The organism is Pedobacter cryophilus, from assembly GCF_005116455.1.
Taxonomy (GTDB): Bacteria; Bacteroidota; Bacteroidia; order Sphingobacteriales; family Sphingobacteriaceae; genus Pseudopedobacter; species Pseudopedobacter cryophilum.
Map to the genome: position 1 here is coordinate 225,623 of NZ_SWBP01000004.1, position 22,677 is coordinate 248,299.

At 34.5% G+C, this 22,677-nt stretch carries 15 protein-coding genes; 12 read left to right on the forward strand and 3 right to left on the reverse strand.

Translation table 11 applies throughout. From position 1 onward, the window contains the following. The first annotated feature begins 18 nt into the window (after positions 1 to 18). From FA046_RS12505 to FA046_RS12535, 7 genes are all read left to right on the forward strand, one after another. Positions 19 to 1,407: an MFS transporter gene (locus tag FA046_RS12505; protein ID WP_136826856.1), complete on the forward strand. Its 1,389-nt coding sequence runs from the start codon at positions 19 to 21 to the stop codon at positions 1,405 to 1,407. 376 nt (positions 1,408 to 1,783) lie between these two features. After that, positions 1,784 to 4,927, forward strand: coding sequence for a SusC/RagA family TonB-linked outer membrane protein (locus tag FA046_RS12510; protein WP_136826857.1), 3,144 nt, complete (start codon positions 1,784 to 1,786; stop codon positions 4,925 to 4,927). A 9-nt stretch (positions 4,928 to 4,936) separates the two neighbouring features. Further along, a complete protein-coding gene (locus tag FA046_RS12515) occupies positions 4,937 to 6,766 on the forward strand; it encodes a RagB/SusD family nutrient uptake outer membrane protein (RefSeq protein WP_136826858.1) in 1,830 nt (609 codons plus the stop codon). 10 nt (positions 6,767 to 6,776) lie between these two features. After that, the gene (locus FA046_RS12520) at positions 6,777 to 7,655 is read left to right on the forward strand and encodes a DUF5017 domain-containing protein (protein ID WP_136826859.1); all 879 of its coding nucleotides are present in this window, start codon (positions 6,777 to 6,779) and stop codon (positions 7,653 to 7,655) included. A gap of 168 nt (positions 7,656 to 7,823) precedes the next feature. Beyond that, on the forward strand, positions 7,824 to 9,311 hold the full coding sequence (locus tag FA046_RS12525; RefSeq protein WP_136826860.1) for a sialate O-acetylesterase: 1,488 nt from the start codon (positions 7,824 to 7,826) through the stop codon (positions 9,309 to 9,311). A 30-nt stretch (positions 9,312 to 9,341) separates the two neighbouring features. After that, complete coding sequence (locus FA046_RS12530; RefSeq protein ID WP_136826861.1) at positions 9,342 to 10,100, forward strand: glycoside hydrolase family 16 protein; 759 nt, start codon at positions 9,342 to 9,344, stop codon at positions 10,098 to 10,100. A gap of 702 nt (positions 10,101 to 10,802) precedes the next feature. After that, entirely contained in the window at positions 10,803 to 13,013 is a 2,211-nt protein-coding gene (locus FA046_RS12535) for a glycoside hydrolase family 3 C-terminal domain-containing protein (RefSeq protein ID WP_136826862.1), read from the forward strand. 170 nt (positions 13,014 to 13,183) lie between these two features. Here FA046_RS12535 and FA046_RS12540 read toward each other — a convergent pair whose 3' ends face one another. From FA046_RS12540 to FA046_RS12550, 3 genes are read right to left on the reverse strand one after another with little or no spacing between them, the layout of a single operon-like run. Beyond that, positions 13,184 to 13,858, reverse strand: coding sequence for a BON domain-containing protein (locus FA046_RS12540; protein ID WP_136826863.1), 675 nt, complete (start codon positions 13,856 to 13,858; stop codon positions 13,184 to 13,186). Between the two features lie 34 nt (positions 13,859 to 13,892). Next, a complete protein-coding gene (locus tag FA046_RS12545; RefSeq protein ID WP_136826864.1) occupies positions 13,893 to 14,525 on the reverse strand; it encodes a phosphoribosyltransferase in 633 nt (210 codons plus the stop codon). Between the two features lie 27 nt (positions 14,526 to 14,552). Then, positions 14,553 to 15,206 (reverse strand): dienelactone hydrolase family protein, encoded by a 654-nt coding sequence (locus FA046_RS12550; protein WP_136826865.1) that lies wholly within the window; start codon positions 15,204 to 15,206, stop codon positions 14,553 to 14,555. A 293-nt stretch (positions 15,207 to 15,499) separates the two neighbouring features. Here FA046_RS12550 and FA046_RS12555 point away from each other — a divergent pair, with 293 nt between their 5' ends. The 5 genes from FA046_RS12555 to FA046_RS12575 all read left to right on the forward strand — a co-directional run bounded on the left by FA046_RS12555 (position 15,500) and on the right by FA046_RS12575 (position 22,655). Further along, positions 15,500 to 16,246 carry a hypothetical protein gene (locus FA046_RS12555; RefSeq protein WP_136826866.1) on the forward strand — a complete coding sequence of 249 codons (747 nt, stop codon included), beginning with the start codon at positions 15,500 to 15,502 and terminating at the stop codon, positions 16,244 to 16,246. A 21-nt stretch (positions 16,247 to 16,267) separates the two neighbouring features. Continuing rightward, on the forward strand, positions 16,268 to 17,599 hold the full coding sequence (locus FA046_RS12560; protein ID WP_136826867.1) for an erythromycin esterase family protein: 1,332 nt from the start codon (positions 16,268 to 16,270) through the stop codon (positions 17,597 to 17,599). A gap of 373 nt (positions 17,600 to 17,972) precedes the next feature. Continuing rightward, positions 17,973 to 19,259 carry a glycosyl hydrolase family 8 gene (locus FA046_RS12565; RefSeq protein ID WP_136826868.1) on the forward strand — a complete coding sequence of 429 codons (1,287 nt, stop codon included), beginning with the start codon at positions 17,973 to 17,975 and terminating at the stop codon, positions 19,257 to 19,259. Positions 19,260 to 19,281: 22 nt separating this feature from the next. After that, positions 19,282 to 21,204, forward strand: coding sequence for an alpha/beta hydrolase-fold protein (locus FA046_RS12570; protein ID WP_136826869.1), 1,923 nt, complete (start codon positions 19,282 to 19,284; stop codon positions 21,202 to 21,204). Positions 21,205 to 21,299: 95 nt separating this feature from the next. Beyond that, complete coding sequence (locus tag FA046_RS12575) at positions 21,300 to 22,655, forward strand: family 43 glycosylhydrolase (protein WP_136826870.1); 1,356 nt, start codon at positions 21,300 to 21,302, stop codon at positions 22,653 to 22,655. Positions 22,656 to 22,677 lie beyond the last annotated feature (22 nt).

The following is a 22,677-nucleotide window of genomic DNA, read 5'->3' on the forward strand; positions in this document are numbered from 1 at the left end:
TAACAATAAATAATTATCATGAAAATAAAAGGAATGCGATGGTGGATAGTAGTATTGTTATTTCTTGCCGCAGTACTAAATTATGTAGATAGGCAAACACTTTCTGCTTTAGCACCAACCATACAGAAAGATTTAAATATGGATGATAATGATTATGCAAACGTTATCAATATTTTTCTAGTTGCATATACCATCGCTTACCTTATTTCAGGAAGAATAGCTGATAAAATAGGAACCCGAGCAGGTATGGTAGTTTTTGTTGCTTGGTGGTCTATAGCCAATATGTTTACCGCTGCAGCTAGAGGCGTAACCTCTTTAGGCGTTTATAGATTTATGCTAGGACTTGGTGAGGCAGGTGTTTGGCCAGCGGCAAGTAAAGCAGTTTCCGAGTGGTTTCCTGCTAAAGAAAGAGGTGTTGCCATAGGTTTATACACCATGGGTGCTACTATTGGCGCAACTCTAGCTCCATATATAGTTATACCACTTGCTACGCATGCTTATACTGAAACCATGCCCGTTATCGCAAATCTATTAGGGCAAGGTACTGGTTGGCGACTGGCTTTTATCATTACAGGATTTATAGGGCTATTATGGCTCATCCCATGGATAATAGCCTATCGCAGACCAGAGAAGAGCAAACTCATTACTACTTCAGAATTACAAATGCTTCAGGAAGCTGAAGCTAAAGAAAGCCCAGATGATTTAGAAACTAAGAATGCATGGTCTTGGAAACAAGTTCTTCTTTTTAGAGGAACGTGGTTATTACTAGTAGGTCGTTTAATAACAGATCCAGTATGGTATTTCTATCAATTTTGGTTTCCAAAATATTTATCTGCTGATAGAGGGCTAAATCAAGAAGAGTTAAAAATAACATGGCTAATTTATGCAGCAGCAGGAATAGGAAGTTTACTAGGCGGAGTACTTTCTGGTGTAATCATCAAACGTGGTTCAACACCGGCCAATAGCAGGTTGTGGGTAATGTTAGGTTGTGCTTGCATCATGCCTTTATCACCATTTATAGCAAATGTTACGGGTTTAAGTTTATCCATGGTATTAACTTTTTGTACGGTTTTAGCATCCCTAGCATGGCTTACCAATATTACTTCTTTAGTGGTAGATGTAGTTCCAAAACATTCTTTAGGAACTGTTTTTAGCGTAGTAGCAGCCGGAAGCACAATTGGTGGCATCATCATGAATATGATTGTAGCAGCTATGGTAACCCAAGGTTCTAAAGCCACAGGCGGGTTTTTAGATCAAGGCATGCATGTACTTATAGATCCTGTATTGAATTTAGTTAGAGGCAATGGTTATGCTCAATGGTTTTTAATTATGGCTTTTTTACATCCATTAGCTTGGGTTATCTTAAAATTTGGAGGTGTAAATAAGTTATCAGTATTAAAAAAATAAGAATATCCAATTTAAGAAAATCTATCAATCTATTTTAAGCCGCGGCTACTAGTACATTATTAATATTGTTTTTAGGTAAACGTAAATAATCATTGAAATAAATTTTAATTAATGAAAATTTAAAACGGAAACTAAACAACTAATTCATCTAAGCCTAAGTTCAAAACCTATTTGATCTTAGGCTTTTTTAGTTGTAAGAAGTTTTTTGGGAACACTCCCATAATTGGGAGTGTTCCCAAAATAAGAAATATTTCTCAGCCATGTGTTTTAATGAGTTTTGATTTTAGATTTGATTTATAAATTAAAATAAACCTAGAAGAAACAATTCTTCTATTTATTGATTTTTTTATAAACCTAAACCAATTAATTTCCAAGTATGAAACAATTTTACAAGGCAAGCCTTTTTGTGCTCTTGAGTTTGTTTTTCTGTTATCAAAATTCTAATGCGCAAGATTTAAATATTAGCGGGATAGTTAGAGATCAGATAGATAAAACCCCTTTAATAGGCGTAAGTATTTACATTAAAAATGGCAATAAAGCTACTACTTCTGATATTGACGGTAAGTTTAAATTAGTTGGAATAAAAAAGTCGGATATTATAATGTTATCTTATTTGGGCTTTAAAACTCAAACAATATCATCATCAAATTTCACAAATGGTTTTTTAGATATTTATTTAACAATAGACCAAGAAAGTTTAGATGAAGTTATTGTTGTTGGTTATGGAGATAAGAAAATAAGCGAAATTAGTGGTGCTGTGGCTAGGGTAAGCATGGAAGAAATCTTGCTTGCGCCAGTTGTATCATTTGAAGATGCACTAGCAGGTAGAGTAGCGGGTGTTCAGGTTTCATCTAATGATGGGCAACCAGGTGAAGCACCTAATATTGTGATTAGAGGTCCAAGCTCTGTTACACAATCAAACTCACCTCTTTACGTGGTAGATGGTTTTCCGCTAGAAGAAAGCAATAATAACACCATTAATCCGGCTGATATAGAGTCAATTACAGTTTTAAAAGATGCGTCTTCAACCTCTCAATATGGCTCTAGAGGAGCTAACGGGGTAATTTTAATTACTACTAAAAGTGGTAAAATTGGGGCGCCAACTATATCTTATGATGTAAATGCTGGAGTTCAAGAGAACTTGAAATTTCAAAAAATGCTTAGTCCGTATGAGTTTGTGAAATATCAATTTGAATTAAACCCTTCTATAACTGCCTCTCAATATTTTACTGGCGGCCAAACATTAGAAAGTTTTAGAGATGTAGATGGTTTTGATTTTCAACAACCTTTATTAAGAGATGCCTTATTTTTAAACCATAATTTATCAGTTAGAGGCGGTACAGAAAAAACAAAGTATTCTATATCTGGCTCATTAACCGGGCAAGATGGTTTAATTATAAATTCTGGTTTTAACAGACAGCAAGGGCGTTTAAGATTAGATCAAAACATTAATAACAAATTAAAATTGGCGTTAAATAGTAATTATTCGGCCACCAAAACTTATGGAACATTTGTAGCCCAAGCAAATAATACCAGTCCATCAGAAAATTTAATGTATAGTGTATGGGGATATAGACCAATTACAGGAAACATTAATGATACCCAATTCTTTGAAGAATTATTTGATGAAGCGGTAGATCCTGCTGCCGAGTTAAGAATTAACCCTATTATTAACGTTAAAAACGCTTTAAGAGAAAATAGAAATAGCGTATTTACCAATAATTTATACTTAACTTATGATTTTAACTCCAATCTGTCTTTAAAAGTTTCTGGCGGGGCCACACTAACCAACTCACAGTCAGATGTGTTTAACAACAGTAACACTCGCTCAGGTAGTAGATTTAGTGCAACAGGCGTAGGCGTAAATGGCTCTGTAATTAATAGAACCAATAAAAATCTCTTAAACGAGAATATTTTAACCTACAAAAAGCTTTTTTCTAAAGTACATAAGGTAACTTTAATAGGCGGGGTTAACTACCAAAAAGTAGTTTATAGTTCTTTTGGGGCTTCGGCAATTCTGTTGCCTAACGAAACTTTAGGTAGTAGCGGTTTAGACGAAGGAACGGCGCAAACCATTACTTCTACATCTTCTCAGTACAGTTTAGCTTCCTATTTAGGAAGTGGATCTTATGCTTACAAAAGTAAATACTTTTTTGATGCAGGTTTTAGAACTGATGGATCTTCTAGATTTTCCGAGGGTAAAAAATGGTCGGTATTTCCATCAGCAGCTTTTGCCTGGAATTTAGGATCAGAAAAATTTATGCAAGCGTTAAAAATTGTGAATAGCGCAAAATTGAGATCCAGTTACGGTATTACAGGTAATAACAGAGTCAATGATTTTGCTTATCAATCAACCTTAGTTATCAATAACGGTACAGGATACTCCTTTGGTAACCAACCGCAAATTGGTATTATAACGAGTGCGTTTGGAAACGATAATTTGAAATGGGAAAGTACCGCACAATTTGATATTGGTTTAGATATAGAAATATTAAAGAAAAGAGTAGCCCTAACAGTAGATTATTACGAGAAAAGAACTTCTGACTTATTGTTAAACGCCACTATACCCCCTTCATCTGGCTTTACAAGTGCCTTTATTAATGTAGGTAAAGTAAGTAATTACGGTTTAGAATTTGCTTTAAATACCGTTAACGTTAAGTCTAAAAATTTCACTTGGACATCAAGCTTTAACATTTCGTTTAACAGAAACCGCTTGTTAGAATTATATAGTAACCAAACAAGTCTTCAAAACAATGTAAATTGGGATTCTAATTATGGAGGTGCTGCGCCATACATTTCTGTAGTAGGCCAGCCTATATCAAGTATTTACGGATATATATGGGATGGTAATTATCAATATGATGACTTCGATTTATTGCCAAATGGTACTTATTTATTGAAGGCTAATATTCCAACAAATGGTAACCCTAGAGCCTCTATACAACCAGGCTTTGTAAAGTACAGAGATATTAATGGAGATGGTGTTGTAAATAATGCTGATAGAACCGTAATTGGCAGGCCTTACCCAATACACAATGGTGGTTTTAGTAATAACTTTAGATATTTAGGTTTCGATTTAAACATCTTCTTTCAATGGTCTTACGGTAATGATTTATTTAACGCCAACAGAATTGTTTTTGAAGGTGGTAACAGAAGATACAATTTAAACCAGTTTGATACCTATAAAAACAGATGGAGCCCAACCAATCAAACCAATGAGTTAAATGCAGCAGGAGGATCTGGTCCTTTTGTTTACTCATCTCGTACCGTAGAAGATGGCTCTTATTTAAGATTAAAAACAGCAGCCATAGGTTATACTTTTAATAAAAAGTTGTTTAGTAAGCTAGGCTTAAAGTCGTTAAGAGTTTTTGCATCTGGCCAAAATCTTTTTACTTGGACAAACTACTCTGGTTTAGATCCTGAGGTTTCTACAAGAAACTCTGTTAGAACACCAGGTTTCGATTTTTCTGCTTATCCAAGAGCCAGAACCATTACCGCAGGCTTAAATGTTAGTTTATAAATAATAGCAATGATGAAAAAGATAAAGATTTTTATATTCACAACTTTAGCATTTATTACGCTTTCATGTAATAAATCTTTAGAATTAAATCCAACCGATTTTAGCTCACCCGAAAATTATTATAACACTGAGCAGCAATTAAATTTTGCTTTAAATGGCATATATGGTGTTTTAAGAGGAAGTTCTATGTACGGCGGTAATTTAAATTCTTCATTAGCTCATCCAAGTGATGAAGCATTGTGGAGATACAATACAGCCAGTTCAACCGGTTTTGAATTTCTAACTTATAACTCCAGTGCTCCACTTATTAGCAGCTTATGGGGTAATTTATACAACGGCATTAATTTATCTAACCTATTGTTAGAAAACATGGATAAAGCCACAGCTAGTGATGAGGGTAAAAAAGTAATAAGAGGAGAAGCATTATTTTTAAGAGCCTATTACTATTTTCTATTGGTTGATCATTTTGGAGGCGTTCCATTAAAATTAAAACCATCTCAATCACCAGATAGGGCAGAAGACGTATCCTTGCCAAGAAGTTCTATTGCAGAAGTTTATGCTCAAATAACAAAAGACATGCTAGAGGCGGAAACATTGGTAAAACCTATTTCTGCTTTTACACATAGCGGAAGAGTTACACAAACGGTGGTTCAAGGTATGTTAGCTCGAGTTTATTTAACCATGGCTGGTGCGCCACTAAGAGATGTTTCTAAGTATGTTGATGCTAAATTATGGGCCGGAAAAGTGATAGAATCTGGTTTACACAGTTTAAATCCTAACTATAAACAAATATTTGTTAATCATAATCAAGATTTGTACGATAATAGAGAAAGCATGTGGGAAGTCGAATTTTTTGGCAATACCAACACTACCAATTTAAGTTTAGGCGGAAGATTAGGAATACTGACAGGCATTTTCTCAACTAACGAGGCTTACCCTGGTTTTTGTACCGATAATTATCATACAACGGCTAAACTTTACAATTTATACCAGCAAAACCCTAACGATTTAAGAAGAGATGTAAGTATTGCCGCTTATAGATATGTTGGTACAAGCAGTTTACCTGTTTTGCATACCGCAACTCAAATTTACGAAAGAGCTACTGCAAAATGGAGAAGAGAGTATGAAACTTTACTACCAAGAAGCAGAGCCAATACTTCTACAAACTTCCCACTATTAAGATATGCTGATGTTTTATTAATGTATGCAGAAGCAGAAAACGAACTTAACGGACCAACACAAGACGCCTTAGATAAAATTAATATGGTGAGAAGAAGAGCCATGGGAACAGGTAGTAGAATTAGTGCAATTAATATTGTAACCCAAGGAACTGGCTATAACGCTAACCATACAATTTCATTTTCTGGCGGTGGCGGAGATATGGCTTACGCCGATGCTATCCTTACATCAGGTAGAATTACAGGGATTAGATTAGTGAGTGGCGGAGCATTTTATACCTCGGCGCCAACGGTTACTATTACCGGTGTAACCGCCGGAACCGGAGCAACTGCTACTGCTGTTTTAACGCCTATTAATCCGGCAGCTGCCGATTTAGCTATGCCAACTACTAATCCTAAAATCACATTTTTTAAGGCTATTCAAGATGAAAGAGCAAGAGAATTAGCTTTTGAAACTATCCGTTTACATGATTTAAAAAGATGGGGAATTTATATAGAATCTTTAAGAGAAGTATCAGATGATATTACCAATAACGCCCCAGCAACTTGGAAGTTTTTGGCCCAATCGGGTTTAAATGCAACTCCTAGAAATGTGCTTTTCCCAATTCCATTAGTAGAATTAACTAGTAACCCTAACCTAGTTCAAAATTTAGGATATTAATTTATTAGATATGAAAAAGTTAAATTTAATAGCATTATTGTTTTGTGTTGCGCTATTTGGATGTGAAAAATATCAATTAGATAATCTTCAATTTGATGTTACAGCACCCAAAACCACTTTAAAAGTAGGTGAAGAAGTAACTTTTAATTTTACCGGTAATCCAGATAATATCACTTTTTTTTCTGGTGAAATTGGAAAGCAATATGAATTTAAAGATCGTAAATCTGGTAATGGTAAGGTAGAACTTCAATTTACTTCCTACCTACAAAATAATAAGCCAAACACCTTAAAGTTTTTAGCGTCCACTAATTTTACCGGTATATCAGATTCTGCCAGTATTGTAAATGCCACTTGGGTGGATATTACCAATCGAGTTACTTTATCATCCGGGTTGGATAATACCGCATCTGGTGTGGTAGATTTAACTGATTTTAGAGACCTCAATAAAAAAGTTTATTTCGCATTTAGATATACTGATAATACCAGTACAACAGCACAAGCAACTTGGACTTTAAGAGATTTTGTAGTTAAAAACACCGTAAATAATAGAGTTTTCGAAATTATGAATTTAGCGGATGCTGCCTGGGGAAGATACAGTATGATTAATAAAACTAACATTTGGACAGTTTCTGCAACTGGGCTTAGGTTTACAGGCGGTGGGGCAAACTCTCCAAATAATGATGCTTGGGTGATCGCTCGTCCGGCTGATTTAAGTTTTGTGTCCAAAGATTTAGGAGAAGCTATAAAAGATATTAATCAGCGATTACTGCCACAAAAGTGTATTTTTAATACACCCGGAACTTACAAAGTATCATTTTTGGCTTCAAAAGGTAATTTAGAAACTTTTAAAAGTGTTTTAAAAGAGATTACAATTAGGGTTGAACCTTAATTTAAGTGATGATTATAATTTATATATAATCTTATCACAAATTAATTGTACTCATTATTTTTAAAAAAGCACATCTAATTATTTAAATGTGCTTTTACTTTTTTAACACATCACTAATATAACCAATCAATTAGTTCACAGATTTCTAAAAAAAAGAAATTTCAAATCATGATTTTTATCAAAGTAAGAGTTTTATTAATATTGATAATTTGTAGCCCCGTTATCTTAAAAGCTCAAGTATCGGTCAACAGTATTTTCACCAACCACATGGTGTTACAACAAAATGCAAAAGTTAAAATATGGGGAAAAGCATCTTTAAATGAAAATGTAGAAATTATACCTTCTTTTTTGAAAAAATCGGTAAAAACCGTAACAGATGATAAAGGTAATTGGATAGTTGAAATAAATACCCCAGCTCATGGCGGGCCATACAAAATGTCTGTAAAAGGCAAAAACAATCAAATTGATATAGAAGATATTTACTTAGGCGAAGTATGGCTAGCATCCGGACAGTCTAATATGCAGTTTCCTTTAGATAGCAATTCAAAAGGCTATAATGGGGTTACAAATTTTAAAGAGGAAGTTGAAAATGCTAATTACCCATTCATTAGACAATTTGTTGTTAAAGGAGCTATAGCCCGTACAGAAAGCGATACCCAAAAGGGCGAATGGCTAATTTCAAATCAAGAGAATGCTAAAAAAATATCTGCCTTAGCTTATTTTTTCTCACTTAATCTTCAAAAAGATTTAAAGGTTCCAATAGGAATTATAAATGCTAGTTGGGGCGGCACTTGTATTGAGGCATGGATGAGTGCCAAAGATTTAGATATTTTTGAAAACGAAGTTTTAAAGCTTCAAAAAATTACTGATGTCAAAGTGAAAATGACAGAAAATTATCCTTCTGTTTTATATAATGGGATGATTCACCCGTTAAAAAATTATACGGTAAAGGGGGTAGTATGGTGTCAAGGAGAAAATAACATTAATGATCCAAGAGATTATGCTCAAAAAATGGAGAAATTAGTTTCAGGCTGGAGAACATCTTTAAATCAAAAAAAATTACCATTTCTTTATGTACAAATAGCCCCATTTAATTATCTACAGCGAACAAAACAATATTTTTGGGGAACCGAGAATTCTTTAGGTTTTTTGGTAGAACAGCAAACAAAAGTTCTAGCTATGTCTCATGTTTTTATGGCAAGAACAGGAGATGTTGGTGTGATTAATAACATACATTATCGCAATAAGCAAGAGGTAGGTTATCGCCTTTCATTACTAGCCTTAAAAGAAGTTTATAAAAAAGATAAAGGCATCATCAATGGTCCCAATGTTTCTAAAATAGAATATTTAGCTAATCAAGCATTTATTAGCTATAGCAATATAGGTACAGGTTTAAAAATTAAGGGAAGTTTATTAAATGGGTTTGAATTAAGTGAAGATGGCGTTAAATTTTATCCCGCCACTGCAAATTTAGAGGGTAATAAGGTAACTGTTAAAGCTGATTACTTATTAAAAGTTACAGCTATACGATATTGTTTTAAAAATATACACGAAGCCAATCTTTTTAACTCAGATGGATTGCCTGCCTTACCATTTAGAACAGACAATGTTCCTTATGAAAAGCCCAACAACCAAATGCCGCTTTTGAAACAATAAATTTTCAAGTACAATTAAATTTAAGATAAAATGAGAAGAAGCATTTACATAGTGATGGCACTAATAATATTAACAGCAAATAAAGGATTTGCACAGCCGCCTAGTGATAAAAAATGGAAATTAATTTTTAAAGATGAGTTTAATGGCACTAATAAAAAGCTAGAAAAAAAGTGGATTTTTCAAAACGGCCCTACAAATAAACCTAGTGCATTAAAAGTATATAGTAGATGGCGAGATAATGCTGTAGAAGGCAATGGAATTTTAAAAATGATGAATAAAAAAGAAAGTAGGGCAGGAGCAGAGTGGACATCGGTAAATATGTGGACCAAACAACCTTTTAAATACGGGTATTATGAATGCAGGTTTAAATACGGCAACACAACAGGTTTAAACAATGCTTTTTGGTTAATTACCTCAAAAGCCGATTTACAACCAGGCGATAAAGGATTTGAATTAGATATTAATGAAGGTCATTATCCTGATACCATTAGTATGACAATACACGATTGGTACAAACGTGGGTTAAAAAAACCACATGTTAACTATGTGGTAAAAGGGGCGAATTTAAGTGACGACTTTCATACTTACGCACTTGAATGGACAGAAGATGAGTTTATTTGGTATTTTGATGGGAAGGTAATTAGAAGAGATAAAAATATTGTAGCTCAGGTACCAGCAAGAGTCTACTTAAGCTCGGCCATTATTACTTGGGGAGGCGGTCCAATTACTGATGCAATAGATGGTACCAGTATGGATGTAGATTATGTAAGAATTTATAAAAGAAAGTAAGTTAATTGCTTATTAAAATAGAACGATTCAACCATTTTTGAATCTAAAAGCTTAAAAACAGGGCGACATTTACATTTCTTCTTTTAAAATGCCTTTAGACTTTAAGTCAATGACAATAGGCTTTACTAGCTTTAAAAGATGTTTTATTGTTGGATATAAACCCTGTGATGGGTGCAAAAGGGAAAGCGTTAAAAACTTTCCCTTTTTTTGTTTATTAAATTTTCAAAAAAAGCAACTCGTATCCATCATTTGCCAGTTTAAAAACAATAAATTGAAAATACATTTTCAGAGGTCTAAACTATAGGTATAGGCTCATTTTTATTCACAGAATCTTTAAACGAACATTTTAACCCCACACTAAGGATGTCTGCACCCCCAACAATCGCAAATAGTAAATCATATTTGTAGAGTCTAATTTCTAAAACGGCTTAGACAAAAAACCAATTTTAAATAGCAGTTTAATTAAGACTTTATTGTTTGCAATAAGAATATAGGAGGGGCTTAAACCATAAAAAATACGCTTATCCCAAATAAATTAAATTGTTACAAATAAGAATTGATGCCGCCACAAAATTGGGTATAAAACATTTTTATTTTGAGGATAAAAGCAAAGAAATAAACTTACAAGTTCCTATCAGTTTAACTTTTTTGAAGTCTTTATAATTGATTTCAAATTCAAAACAACAAAACAACAAATCATAAATGAAGAAGCATATTTTAAGCAGTATATCGGTTCTTATTTTACTCACCATTACTCAATTTGCAGCAGCGCAACAAAAAACTAATCAAAAAGTTGAAAAGCAAATTACAAAGCTGTTAAAGCAAATGACTTTAGAAGAAAAAGTTGGAATGATACATGGAAATTCCTCTTTCACATCAGGCGGAGTGGCCAGATTGGGCATTCCAGAATTGGTCATGTCTGATGGTCCGCATGGAGTGAGACCAGAGCATGGCCGAGATTGGGTTTTAGATAAAGGAGTTGATGATGCCGGAACATATTTACCTACCGGGATAAATTTAGCCGCTACTTGGAATGCCAAATTAGGGTACGATTACGGAGCGGTTTTAGGCAGAGAAGCCAGATATAGAGGTAAAGATGTGATTTTAGGTCCGGGTGTAAATATCATTCGTTCGCCTTTAAATGGTAGAAATTTTGAATACCTAAGTGAAGACCCCTTTTTAACTTCTCAAATGGCGGTAGGCTACATTAAAGGAGTGCAGGCTCAGGGTGTTTCGGCCTGTGTAAAGCATTATGCCGCCAATAATGAGGAAGCTGATAGAAATACGGTTGATGTAAAAATGAGTGAAAGAGCTCTAAGAGAAATTTATTTGCCTGCTTTTAAAGCCGCTGTTAAAACCGCTGATGTAGATGTAGTGATGGGCTCGTACAATAAGTTTAGAGGTCAGTTTGCTACACATAATGAGTATTTGGTGAATAAAATTTTAAAAGGAGAATGGGGTTTTAAAGGTGTTTTGCTGAGTGATTGGGGCTCGGTTCACAACACCAAAGATGGCTTACTTTATGGTACAGATTTAGAAATGGGAACCGATTTAAAGCTGATGAATAATAATGTTTCTCAGTCTGATGCATCAGGAAAAACTATTAAGCAAAGCCTATATGATCAGTTTTTCTTTGCTGATCCAGCTTTAGCAATGGTGAAAGAGGGTTCAATCTCAGAATCTATTATTGATGAAAAAGTAAGAAGAATTTTAAGAATCATGTTTAAAACCAACATGATAAAAGCTAATAGAAAACTAGGTTTATATAATTCGCCACAGCACCAAAAAGTAGCTTTACAAGTTGCCGAAGAAGGCATTGTTTTACTAAAAAATCAGCAACAAATGCTGCCATTAAATAAAACTTCTATTAAAAGTATTGCAGTAATTGGCGAAAATGCTACCCAAGAAAATGCAATGGGAGGCGGCAGCTCTCAGGTAAAAGCTAAATATGAAATTACGCCTTTACAGGGGCTTAAAAATTTATTAGGAACAAGTACTGAAATCACTTATGCCAGAGGATATAGAATACAAAGAAACCAAAATGCAGATGCTCAGTTAATTGAAGAAGCGGTTAATGCAGCTAAAAAAGCTGATGTAGCTATTGTTTATTGCGGTTGGACACACGGCTATGATTACAGCAAATGGAATGATAATGCTTTTGATGCCGAAGCAGTTGATAAACCAAATTTAACCATGCCTTTTGAGCAAGACGAATTGATAAAAGCAGTTTTAAAAGCTAATCCTAAAACTATTGTTGTTTTAATTGGAGGTGGGCCAGTAGATATGACAAAATGGGTAGCGCAAACTCCAGCTATTATTCAAGGGTGGTACTCGGGAATGGAAGGTGGAAATGCTTTGGCGAAAATTATATTTGGTGAGGTAAATCCATCTGGTAAATTACCCATTACATTCCCAAAAAAATTGGAAGATTCTCCTGCTCACAAATTAGGTGATTTTCATGGTGTAAATGGCGTAGTGGAGTATAAAGAAGATATTTTTGTTGGTTACAGATACAACGATACTTATAAAATTGAACCACAATTTGCTTTTGGCCATGGCTTGTCTTACACCTCATTTTCTTATGATCAATTAGAATTAAAAAAATCAAAAGGAGGTGTAATTGTAAAGGTTAAATTGACAAATACAGGTGCTAAAGCTGGTGCAGAGGTGGTTCAGTCTTATGTGAAAGACATGCAGTCGGCAGTAAAAAGGCCCGAAAAAGAATTAAAAGCTTTTGAAAAAGTGTTTTTAAACCCTAACGAGTCAAAAATCATCACCTTAACTTTACCAAAAGAAGCTTTTCAATATTTTGATGAAAGTAAAAATAATTGGGTTTTAGAACCCGGTAGTTTTGAAATATTAATAGGCAGTTCTTCGGCAGATATTAGGATTAAAAAGCAGATAGCGTTATAGTATTCGGTTCCGTTTTCTTGCTCTTATTAAAAGAAAACAATTTCTTAAAATCGTTAAGTTTTTTTGCTTAAGCTGTAAAGCTAAAAAGCCGCTTCAAATCATTAAGACTTAAAGCGGCTTTGGAGCGAATTTTCTGGGTTTGAGATCTGAAAATAATGCTAATTCTAAAATTAGCTTTCATAGGCATACTCAGGTTCTTCAATCTCCAATTCATTAACTACTGACAATACGCCTGGCGCAGCCCAAGCCGCATCTTCGGCATCATCATTTTCAGCAAACGATCTTACTTTTCCTCTTAAAATTACTTTGCTTCCATCAACTTCGGCAGTAATTTTTCGGGCATCAATAGTGGCGCTTCTGTGAAAAGCAGCACTAATTTTTTGTTCTAACTGGTGAGGACTAACCTTAGGCTTTACAATAATTGAATTAATTACTGATTTTACGCCTCTTAAATTTTGAATGGCAATTTTTGCGTTACTTTTTTGGTATTCCCATTCTACTTCTCCCTCTAGCTTCACAATGCCATTTTCTACTTTAATTTTAATTTTCTCTTCTTTTACCGCGGTATGCCATTTTAAAGCTTTTAATACGGCTTCAGCAATTTCAGTATCAGATTTGCTGAAAGTAGATGAAATGCCTACTTCTATATCCTCGGCAACAGCTTTTACACCGGCTACTTTTTTAGCGGCTTTTTCTGCTTTTATTTTTTTAAAGTAAGAATCCACTTTTCCTGATAGCGTAACAATACCTTTTTTAACAGTTACACCAATTTCAGAAGTATTTAATTGTGGTTCCCATAGTAATTCATCAATTACATCTTGTTGAATTTGTTCGTCGGTTTTCATAGTTTTTAATCTAAATAGGTATAAAATATCAGCGTTAATTTGTTGGACTTAGCTTATGCATTTTATCAAGATAAAAAAGCACCTCATCATCATTTACCTCCATAAAATTATCATAAAAGGCACCTACACCATAAAATGTAGCAGGTGCAAAAACAGTAATTACTTCATCTACCTCTATTGATAATTTTTTGATGGCATCAGGTGAGGCTACAGGTACTGCAACAACAATTTTTTTAGGGTTACTTTTGCGAATCACATTTACAGAATTTAAAATGGTATTGCCGGTAGCCATTCCATCATCCACAATAATTACAGTTTTACCCATCAAGTTTTCGGGTTCTTTATCACCCATAAATTTTTGTTTCATCTCTTTTAATCTGATACGAATACGTTTTAATTCAGATTGGATATACTCGTCGGTTACATCTTTATGAGGGAGAACAAAATAATTGGTTAAACTTGCTGCACCAATAGCGTATTCCTTATTTAAGGGATGTCCTATTTTTTTGGTCAGTATAATTTCCATAGGGAAGTCTAATTCCTTTGCAACGGTATAAGCCACAGGCACTCCGCCCCTTGGTACAGCTAAAATAACACTGGGGTCATTTTTATATTTTTTAAGTTTTGCGGCTAAAAATAAACCAGCTTCTATTCTATTTTTAAACATAACGTTAAGCTTAATTTTCCTTAATCTTTACTCGTGAATTACAGGGATGTAGCTTTTAAACCAATCCACAGCAAAGTCAGATACCACTTCTAATTTTCCGGGTTCTTCAAATAAATGGGTAGCACCTTCTACTATTTCCAGTTTCTTAATGCAGGTTAATTGTTGGTAAGCCTTTTGGTTTAATTGTAATACCTGATGGTCTAAACTGCCTACTATAAATAGTGTAGGCACTTGTACAAAAGGTAAATCTTGTAAGGCTAAATCTGGGCGGCCACCTCTTGATACTACTGCACAAATTTGAGGTAATTTTGCAGCCGCCTTTAAAGCTGATGCAGCACCTGTACTTGCGCCAAAAAAGCCTATGCAAATATCCTTTGCAGCCGGAATTCTCTCTAACCATAATGTTGCGACAATTAGCCTTTCGGCAAGCAAATCAATGGCAAACCTATTTTGAATATTCTTATCCTCATCTGCGGTAAGCAAATCAAACAATAAAGTTCCAAAACCCTTTTCTTGCAGGTGTTTGGCCACCATTTGGTTGCGTTTACTTAGCCTACTACTGCCGCTACCATGCGAAAAAATGATAATTGCTATTGCGTTTTGGGGAATAAATAATTCGCCTTTTAACCTAAGATCCTCTACTGGGATACTTACTTCTTTATGATAATTTAATTGATCCATCAGCTTAATTTTAAAGGTTTAAATGGATAATAGATTGAATTGTAGACTCTAATAATGCGTTGTTTTTTCATGATAAGTTTTGCTTTAGGATAACAAAACTAACTGGCTAGCTAGGTTGTGGAAATGATGATAATCAGCGTTAAGCTTGATAATCATCACCATCTCAAATTTTTAAATGCCCTTACTTTAATAAATTTCAAAATAGGATGCTGAATTTATTTTTAGGGCATCAGAATCAACGTGACCATCAAACCATAAAGAATAATTAAGCACCTCATTTTTATTTGCTAGCAATGAAAATTACCCTCTTAGATGACGATAAATTGGCTCAAGAAGTTGATGAAATATTAGAGATATCTAGATGGAATAATCTTTTTAAAATGGCCGTTATAGCCGCTATTATTATGGCAATAATGATTCCTGTTCAAGTACTGGTTTTTTTGGTTTACCCTCCGCCAAGTTCTGTAGAGGGGTTTTTTAGGCTTTTTAATGAGAATGCTTTTGTTGGCCTGTTAGAATATGATTTTTTAATGATTTTTGATATGCTGTTGATCACATTTATCTATTTGGCACTTTATTTTTTATTAAAAAACATCAATGAATCTATGATTACCGTGGCTTTGGTATTGGGGCTTTTAGGGATAGCTTCATTTTTTGCTTCAAACACATCTTTAGAAATGTTATCGCTAAGCAAGCAATTTGCGGCAGCAACTACATCAGAACAGCGAATGATTTTAAGAGCCGCAGGCTTGGCTTTAATAGAAACCTATAACGGCACATCATTTACCATTTATTATTCATTAAGTGCCATTTCTTTATTGGTTTTTAGTTTTGCCATGTTAAAGAACAAAATATTTACTAAAGCAAATGCTTATGCAGGCTTAATAACCGGTTTATTTATGGTTATACCGCCTATAGCTATAATAGGTAAAGTGGGTTTGTTTTCTTCCTTAATAGCTCTTTTACCATTAGAAATTTGGCTCATATTGTTTGCTAAAAATCTAAAAAAACTAAATCGTAAAGCTTTTAGGGCTTATTAATTTAACCTTAAAAATTAGATTATGCTACTCACAAAACCATCCATTTTAAATGAAAAAGAGGTAGTAAATACCATTCAAAAACATGCTCATCCTTTAAATAATATAAAAGATTTAAAACCATTATTTGACCGTATTGGTGATGCCCGAATAGTGATGCTCGGCGAAGCAAGTCATGGAACTCATGAATATTATACTTGGCGGGCTCATATTTCTAAAAAATTAATAGAAGAAAAAGGATTTAATTTTATTGCCGTAGAAGGAGATTGGCCAGATTGTTACCGCCTTAATAGATATGTAAAAGGTTATGAAAGTGATGATAAAGACGCTGTGGAAGTATTAAAAGATTTTAACAGGTGGCCAACTTGGATGTGGGCTAATTGGGAAGTAGTGGCTTTAGCCGAGTGGTTAAAGCAGCATAATAAAGGCTTATCGGCACATAAAAAAACAGGAATTTATGGCTTAGATGTTTATAGTTTATGGGAAAGTATGGAAAGCATTATGCAATATCTGGAAAAGACAGATCCTGCGGCTTATCATTTAGCCGAAGATGCTTTTCGTTGTTTTGAGCCTTATAGAAAAGACGAAGGCCGTTCTTATGCCGAAGCATTAAATTTTGTTCCTAAACTTTGTCAAAATGAGGTGGTTAACCTGCTTAAAGAAGTGAGAAGGAGAATGCCTCTTTACGATTCAGATTTTGAGAATGTTTTTAGTGCTGAGCAAAATGCACTGGTTGCCGTAAATGCCGAAAAGTATTATGAGGCCATGCTTGCAGGAGGTGCAAATAGTTGGAATGTAAGAGATCAGCACATGGCAAGTACTTTAGATAGATTATTAACTTTTTATGGAGAAAATTCTAAAGCAATTGTATGGGAACATAATACGCATATTGGCGATGCTAGGGCTACCAATATGCAAACAGATGGGATGTATAACATAGGTCAATTGGCTAGGTTTCAGCATCAAAATAAAGGAGTGGTATTGGTTGGCTTTGGTTCTTATGAAGGAAGTGTAATGGCAGGAAATGGCTGGGGCGCACCTATGAAAACAATGCCAGTTCCGGCAGCAACAAAAGGAAGCTGGGAATATTTTTTGCATCAGGCCGGAGCCAAAAATAAATTACTAATTATGGCTAATTTTAAGAATAATGATGCGATGATGAAAAATTATATTGGTCACCGGGCTATTGGTGTGGTTTATCATCCAGAATTTGAACATCGTGGAAATTACGTTCCCTCTATTTTACCATCCAGATATGATGCATTTATATATTTAGATAAAACTAAAGCTTTGCATCCGTTAAATACTAAGGCAGATACGCAGCAAATGCCAGGGACTTACCCTTTTGGTGTTTGAGTTGTACTCCATCAATTCAAAAAAAACAGAAATTCGCAACCCAAGAATAATCTAATTTTTGGGACTTCTTTATTTATTATTTACCCTAATATACCGTCCGTTTTAATTTAAACTATCGGTTTCCAATCAATTTTTAAATCTTAAATAGGTTGTTAAACATTTGATATATGATCATGCACAATTGTGCATGTTAAAATTTGGTTATAGGATACTTTTGACAATCAATTAATAAATCGACTTTAATTTTAATTCTTTTGATTTTTTAGGTCATCATGACTTCGTCAAATGGTTTGATGATGGTTATTTATGAAAATCATTCGGAATTTAAAACTACTAGCATTTTAAGATCCATTTTTAAACTTATTTCAAATCAATGACACATCCCCAAAAAGTTAAATTCTGTCTTAAACTTATAATCATTTCTGCGTGTTTAGTCACTATTTCTTCTGCTGTAATTGCTCAATCCAATAAAAAAAATAAAGACGGGGCTTCAACTACTGCCAACTATCAAAACTTGTTTCGTGAGGCAGGTTACAGTAAAAAAGACATCAATAAAAAAGTAGAAAAGGCTTATAAAGATTTATTTGAAGGACCTGATAAAATCTATTTTGAAGTAGGCGATTCAATGGCTTACGTATCTGATATTAAAAATAAGGATGCCAGAACAGAAGGACTTTCTTATGGGATGATGGTTGCCGTACAATTAGATAAAAAGGAAATTTTTGACCGAATTTGGAGATGGTCTAAAAAATATTTGCAACATCAAGAAGGTCCGAGAAGAGGATATTTTGCTTGGAGTATCAATACCGCAACCATGAAAAAAAACTCAGAGGGTTCAGCATCAGACGGAGAATTGTATTACATCACTAGCTTACTTTTTGCATCTAATAAGTGGGGAAATAATACAGGAATCAATTACTACGCAGAAGCAAGAAACATTTTAGATGCCATGTGGCAAAAAGATGGAACTGGAAATATTTATAATTTAATCAATACAGACGCAAAGCAAATCACTTTTGTACCCGAGGGAAATAACTATAAATGGACAGATCCATCATACCATTTACCAGCTTTTTATGAGGTTTGGGTGATGTATGCCAAAGACGGTCACGAACAATTTTATAAAGATTGTGCAGATACTTCCCGAGCTTTCTTAAAAAGAACTACGCATCCTATTACAGGTTTAAATCCTGATTATGCCGAGTTTAGTGGAGCACCACATTCAACAAGTTGGATGCCCGCTGCTTTTAGATACGATTCTTGGCGAGTGCCGATGAACATTGCCATGGATTATACTTGGTTTGGAGCTGATAAAAAATGGCAAGAATCTTATGCCTCAAAAATTCAAAATTTCTTTGTTTCTAAAGGGTTAGATAATTATGATGACCAGTTTGAACTAGATGGTTCAAAACCCAATTTTATTTTACAAGCTGGGCCCGTGAAAAAGTTACGTCATTCTATTGGTTTAGTTTCTACCGTTGCCACTACAGAACTAATTCAGAAAGATAAAGACTCCAAATTTTTAAAAGAAATATGGAATGCCAAATTAGAACCTTATGAGGATGGTTATTTTGATCCTTATTATGATGGCTTAATGTATCTTTTTAGTTTAATGCACCTAAGTGGCAAATACCAAATTATTCATCCTTCAACTAAATAATTTCAATTCTACTCCATAAATCATGAAGAATTTTCTGAACCAAATAAAGTATTTAATTGTCGCTTTTATTTTTATCAATCAAGCCAATGCGCAAGTTAAATCTCCTTCTGCGGGCTTTGATGTTGAAAAACCAAATATTCAACGTGGTAAAATAGACACCATCAATTATTCCTCAAAAACCGTTGGGACTATCAGAAAGGCTGCAATTTATACGCCTCCGGGTTATTCAAAAAGCAAAAAATATCCAGTTTTATATTTACTACATGGCATTGGCGGAGACCATAAAGAATGGTTAAACGGTGGTAACCCTCAAGTGATTTTGGATAACCTTTATGCTGAGAATAAGATTGAACCCATGATTGTGGTCATGCCAAATGGTAGAGCCATGAAAGATGACAGAGCAATTGGCAACATCATGGCGAAGGATAGAGTAGAAGCATTTGCGAATTTTGAAGGGGATTTATTGAATGATTTGATTCCTTATATAGAGAAAAATTATCCTGTTTTCAAAGATCAACAAAACCGAGCGATCGCAGGATTATCAATGGGTGGCGGACAGTCTTTAAATTTTGGATTAGGCAACCTTGATAAATTTGCTTGGGTTGGTGGATTTTCATCAGCTCCAAATACTAAAAGTCCTGAAATATTGGTTCCTCAACCTGCAATAGCAAAAGAAAAGTTGAAATTACTATTCATTTCTTGCGGAGCAAGTGACGGACTTGTTAATGTGAGTAAAAGAACGCATGATTATCTTTCAAAAAAAGAAGTGCCTCATATTTACTTTGTTGAACCTGGCTATCATGATTTTACCATCTGGAAAAACAGTTTGTACCTATTTTCTCAGTTGATATTTAAACCTGTTGATCAATCAACTTTTTCTAAATATACAGTAGCTGGTGCGCCAGCTGCCACCAATATTAGAAATTCAAAATACCCACAAATTTTACCTGATAACCGAGTGATTTTTTCTGTAAAAGCTCCAAATGCAAAGCAAGTGCAAGTTGATTTAGTGAAAAAGTACGATATGGTAAAAGGTGAAGATGGCAATTGGATGGCCACTACTGATTCTGTTGGCGAAGGTTTTCATTATTATTCTATTTTGATAGACGGCGTTCCTTTGGTTGATCCTTCAAGTGATACTTTTTACGGAATGGGCAGGATGGCAAGTGGAATTGAAATTCCGTTTGCGGGTGGGGGTTATTATGCACTAAAAAATGTGCCTCATGGCGAAACTCGTATTAAAAAATACTACTCAAAAATTACTAGAAGCTGGCGTGAAGTTTACGTTTACACACCTCCAGGTTATGAGAGTAATTTGAATGAGAAATATCCTGTTTTATATATTTTACATGGCGGAGGTGAAGATCAAACTGGTTGGGCAAAGCAAGGTAAAACGGATATTATTCTCGATAATTTAATTGCCGAGAAAAAAGCTTCGCCTATGTTGGTGGTGATGCCTGATGCTAATATTGGCGGTTCTGCATTTAATGAATCTGGTTTAAAAATGTTTGAGTCTGAATTGAAAGAGGTGATTTTACCCATGATTGAAAAGGATTTTAGAGTAAAAACAGATGCTAACAGTAGAGCTTTAGCCGGACTATCTATGGGTGGAATGCACACACTTTATACAGGTGTTAAAAACACCGATATGTTTAATTATTTAGGTGTATTTAGCTCAGGCTGGGTATCTCAAAGGCAAGATGAAGTCGCTAATGTTCAATATGAGTTTATGAAAAACAATACCCAAAAAATCAATACAAATTTGAAGCAATTTTGGATTTCAATGGGCGGAAAGGAAGACATAGCTTATAATAACTGCCAAATTATGCTTGGTAAATTAAAGACTTTAAATATCAATTATAAATACTCAGAATACGCTGGCGGACACACTTGGCCAGTTTGGAGAAATAACTTATACAATTTTGCACCGCTTCTTTTTAGATGAGATTTCGCCTTACCTAAATAGTTATCGCAGAATCATTGTCAAACAAGATTCTTAAGCATCTTATATAAGTTTTTACCGTCAATACAAAATTTGAAATGAAAATTTTTAAAGTCAAAAGGTTTTTACTGAGTATCCTCAGCTTGTTTGCTTTATCGGTAGCATCGGCCCAAAATCCACTAATTACCAACCAATTTACAGCAGATCCATCTGCCCGAGTTTTCGGCGATAGTATTTACATCTATCCGTCTCATGATATTTTGGCTAACAAAGTTCGTGGTCGTATGGGGTGGTTTTGTATGGAAGATTACCATGTTTTTTCCTCTGCTAACCTAACAGATTGGAAAGATCATGGCGTAATTGTCACTCAAAACAAGGTGCCTTGGGTAAAACCTGATAGTTATAGCATGTGGGCGCCCGATTGTGTAGAACGCAATGGAAAATATTATTTCTATTTCCCCTCTACGCCAAAAGATACTACGCTAGGAAGAGGTTTTAAAATTGGTGTGGCTGTTGCCGATCAACCTACAGGACCTTTTATTCCTCAGCAAAAACCTATCGAAGGGGTAAACGGGATTGATCCGAATGTTTTTATAGATAAAGATGGACAGGCTTACATCTATTGGTCGCAGGGAAATATTTATGCGGCCAAATTAAAAGATAATATGCTCGAACTGGCTTCAAAACCTGTTATCCTACAAGAATTGCCCACAAAGGGTTTAAAAGAAGGACCTTATTTGTTTGAACGGAACGGTATTTATTACCTGACTTATCCTCATGTAGAAAATAAAACTGAAAGACTGGAATATGCCATTGCCGATAATCCTCTAGGTCCATTTAAAATGACTGGGGTAATTATGGACGAAACGCCGGGCTGTTGGACAAATCATCATTCTATTTTGCCCTTTAAAAAGCAATGGTATCTTTTTTATCATGCAAATGATTTATCTCCCGAATTTGATAAAGCCCGCTCCATAAGGGCAGATAGTTTGTCTTTTAATGCCGATGGAACCATCCAAAAAGTAACGCCAACCTTAAGAGGTGTAGGAATAACAATGGCTAATCAAAAAATTCAGATTGACCGTTACAGTGAGATTAGTTCTAAAGGAGCTTCTATTGCATTTGTTGATACACTAAACAAGTTTGATGGTTGGAAATTGATTTTAGATCATGATAAGGCTTGGGCAAAATACAACAATATTGATTTTGGTGATGGCAAATTAAAGCATTTGAAAATGAGGCTTAGATCAATTAATGGAGGAGATATTCAGATTAAAATTAGTGATCAGATTAAGACGGAATACATAAATGCGAAAGTAGTATCAGGACATGATTGGGTTATTGTAGAGGTGCCTTTGTTAGGAATTTCAAAAATTGAAGGGATTAAAAATCTAACGGTTTCAAACTTAAAAAATACTTCAGTTGAAATAGATTGGATGACTTTTACTAATTAAATATGTTCTCGACCTAGTTAAA

Coding starts and splice junctions, on each gene's coding strand:
- FA046_RS12505 (WP_136826856.1), top strand. CDS start 19: ATGAAAATAAAAGGAATGCGATGGTGGATAGTAGTATTGTTATTTCTT.
- FA046_RS12510 (WP_136826857.1), top strand. CDS start 1,784: ATGAAACAATTTTACAAGGCAAGCCTTTTTGTGCTCTTGAGTTTGTTT.
- FA046_RS12515 (WP_136826858.1), top strand. CDS start 4,937: ATGATGAAAAAGATAAAGATTTTTATATTCACAACTTTAGCATTTATT.
- FA046_RS12520 (WP_136826859.1), top strand. CDS start 6,777: ATGAAAAAGTTAAATTTAATAGCATTATTGTTTTGTGTTGCGCTATTT.
- FA046_RS12525 (WP_136826860.1), top strand. CDS start 7,824: ATGATTTTTATCAAAGTAAGAGTTTTATTAATATTGATAATTTGTAGC.
- FA046_RS12530 (WP_136826861.1), top strand. CDS start 9,342: ATGAGAAGAAGCATTTACATAGTGATGGCACTAATAATATTAACAGCA.
- FA046_RS12535 (WP_136826862.1), top strand. CDS start 10,803: ATGAAGAAGCATATTTTAAGCAGTATATCGGTTCTTATTTTACTCACC.
- FA046_RS12540 (WP_136826863.1), bottom strand. CDS start 13,858: ATGAAAACCGACGAACAAATTCAACAAGATGTAATTGATGAATTACTA.
- FA046_RS12545 (WP_136826864.1), bottom strand. CDS start 14,525: ATGTTTAAAAATAGAATAGAAGCTGGTTTATTTTTAGCCGCAAAACTT.
- FA046_RS12550 (WP_136826865.1), bottom strand. CDS start 15,206: ATGGATCAATTAAATTATCATAAAGAAGTAAGTATCCCAGTAGAGGAT.
- FA046_RS12555 (WP_136826866.1), top strand. CDS start 15,500: ATGAAAATTACCCTCTTAGATGACGATAAATTGGCTCAAGAAGTTGAT.
- FA046_RS12560 (WP_136826867.1), top strand. CDS start 16,268: ATGCTACTCACAAAACCATCCATTTTAAATGAAAAAGAGGTAGTAAAT.
- FA046_RS12565 (WP_136826868.1), top strand. CDS start 17,973: ATGACACATCCCCAAAAAGTTAAATTCTGTCTTAAACTTATAATCATT.
- FA046_RS12570 (WP_136826869.1), top strand. CDS start 19,282: ATGAAGAATTTTCTGAACCAAATAAAGTATTTAATTGTCGCTTTTATT.
- FA046_RS12575 (WP_136826870.1), top strand. CDS start 21,300: ATGAAAATTTTTAAAGTCAAAAGGTTTTTACTGAGTATCCTCAGCTTG.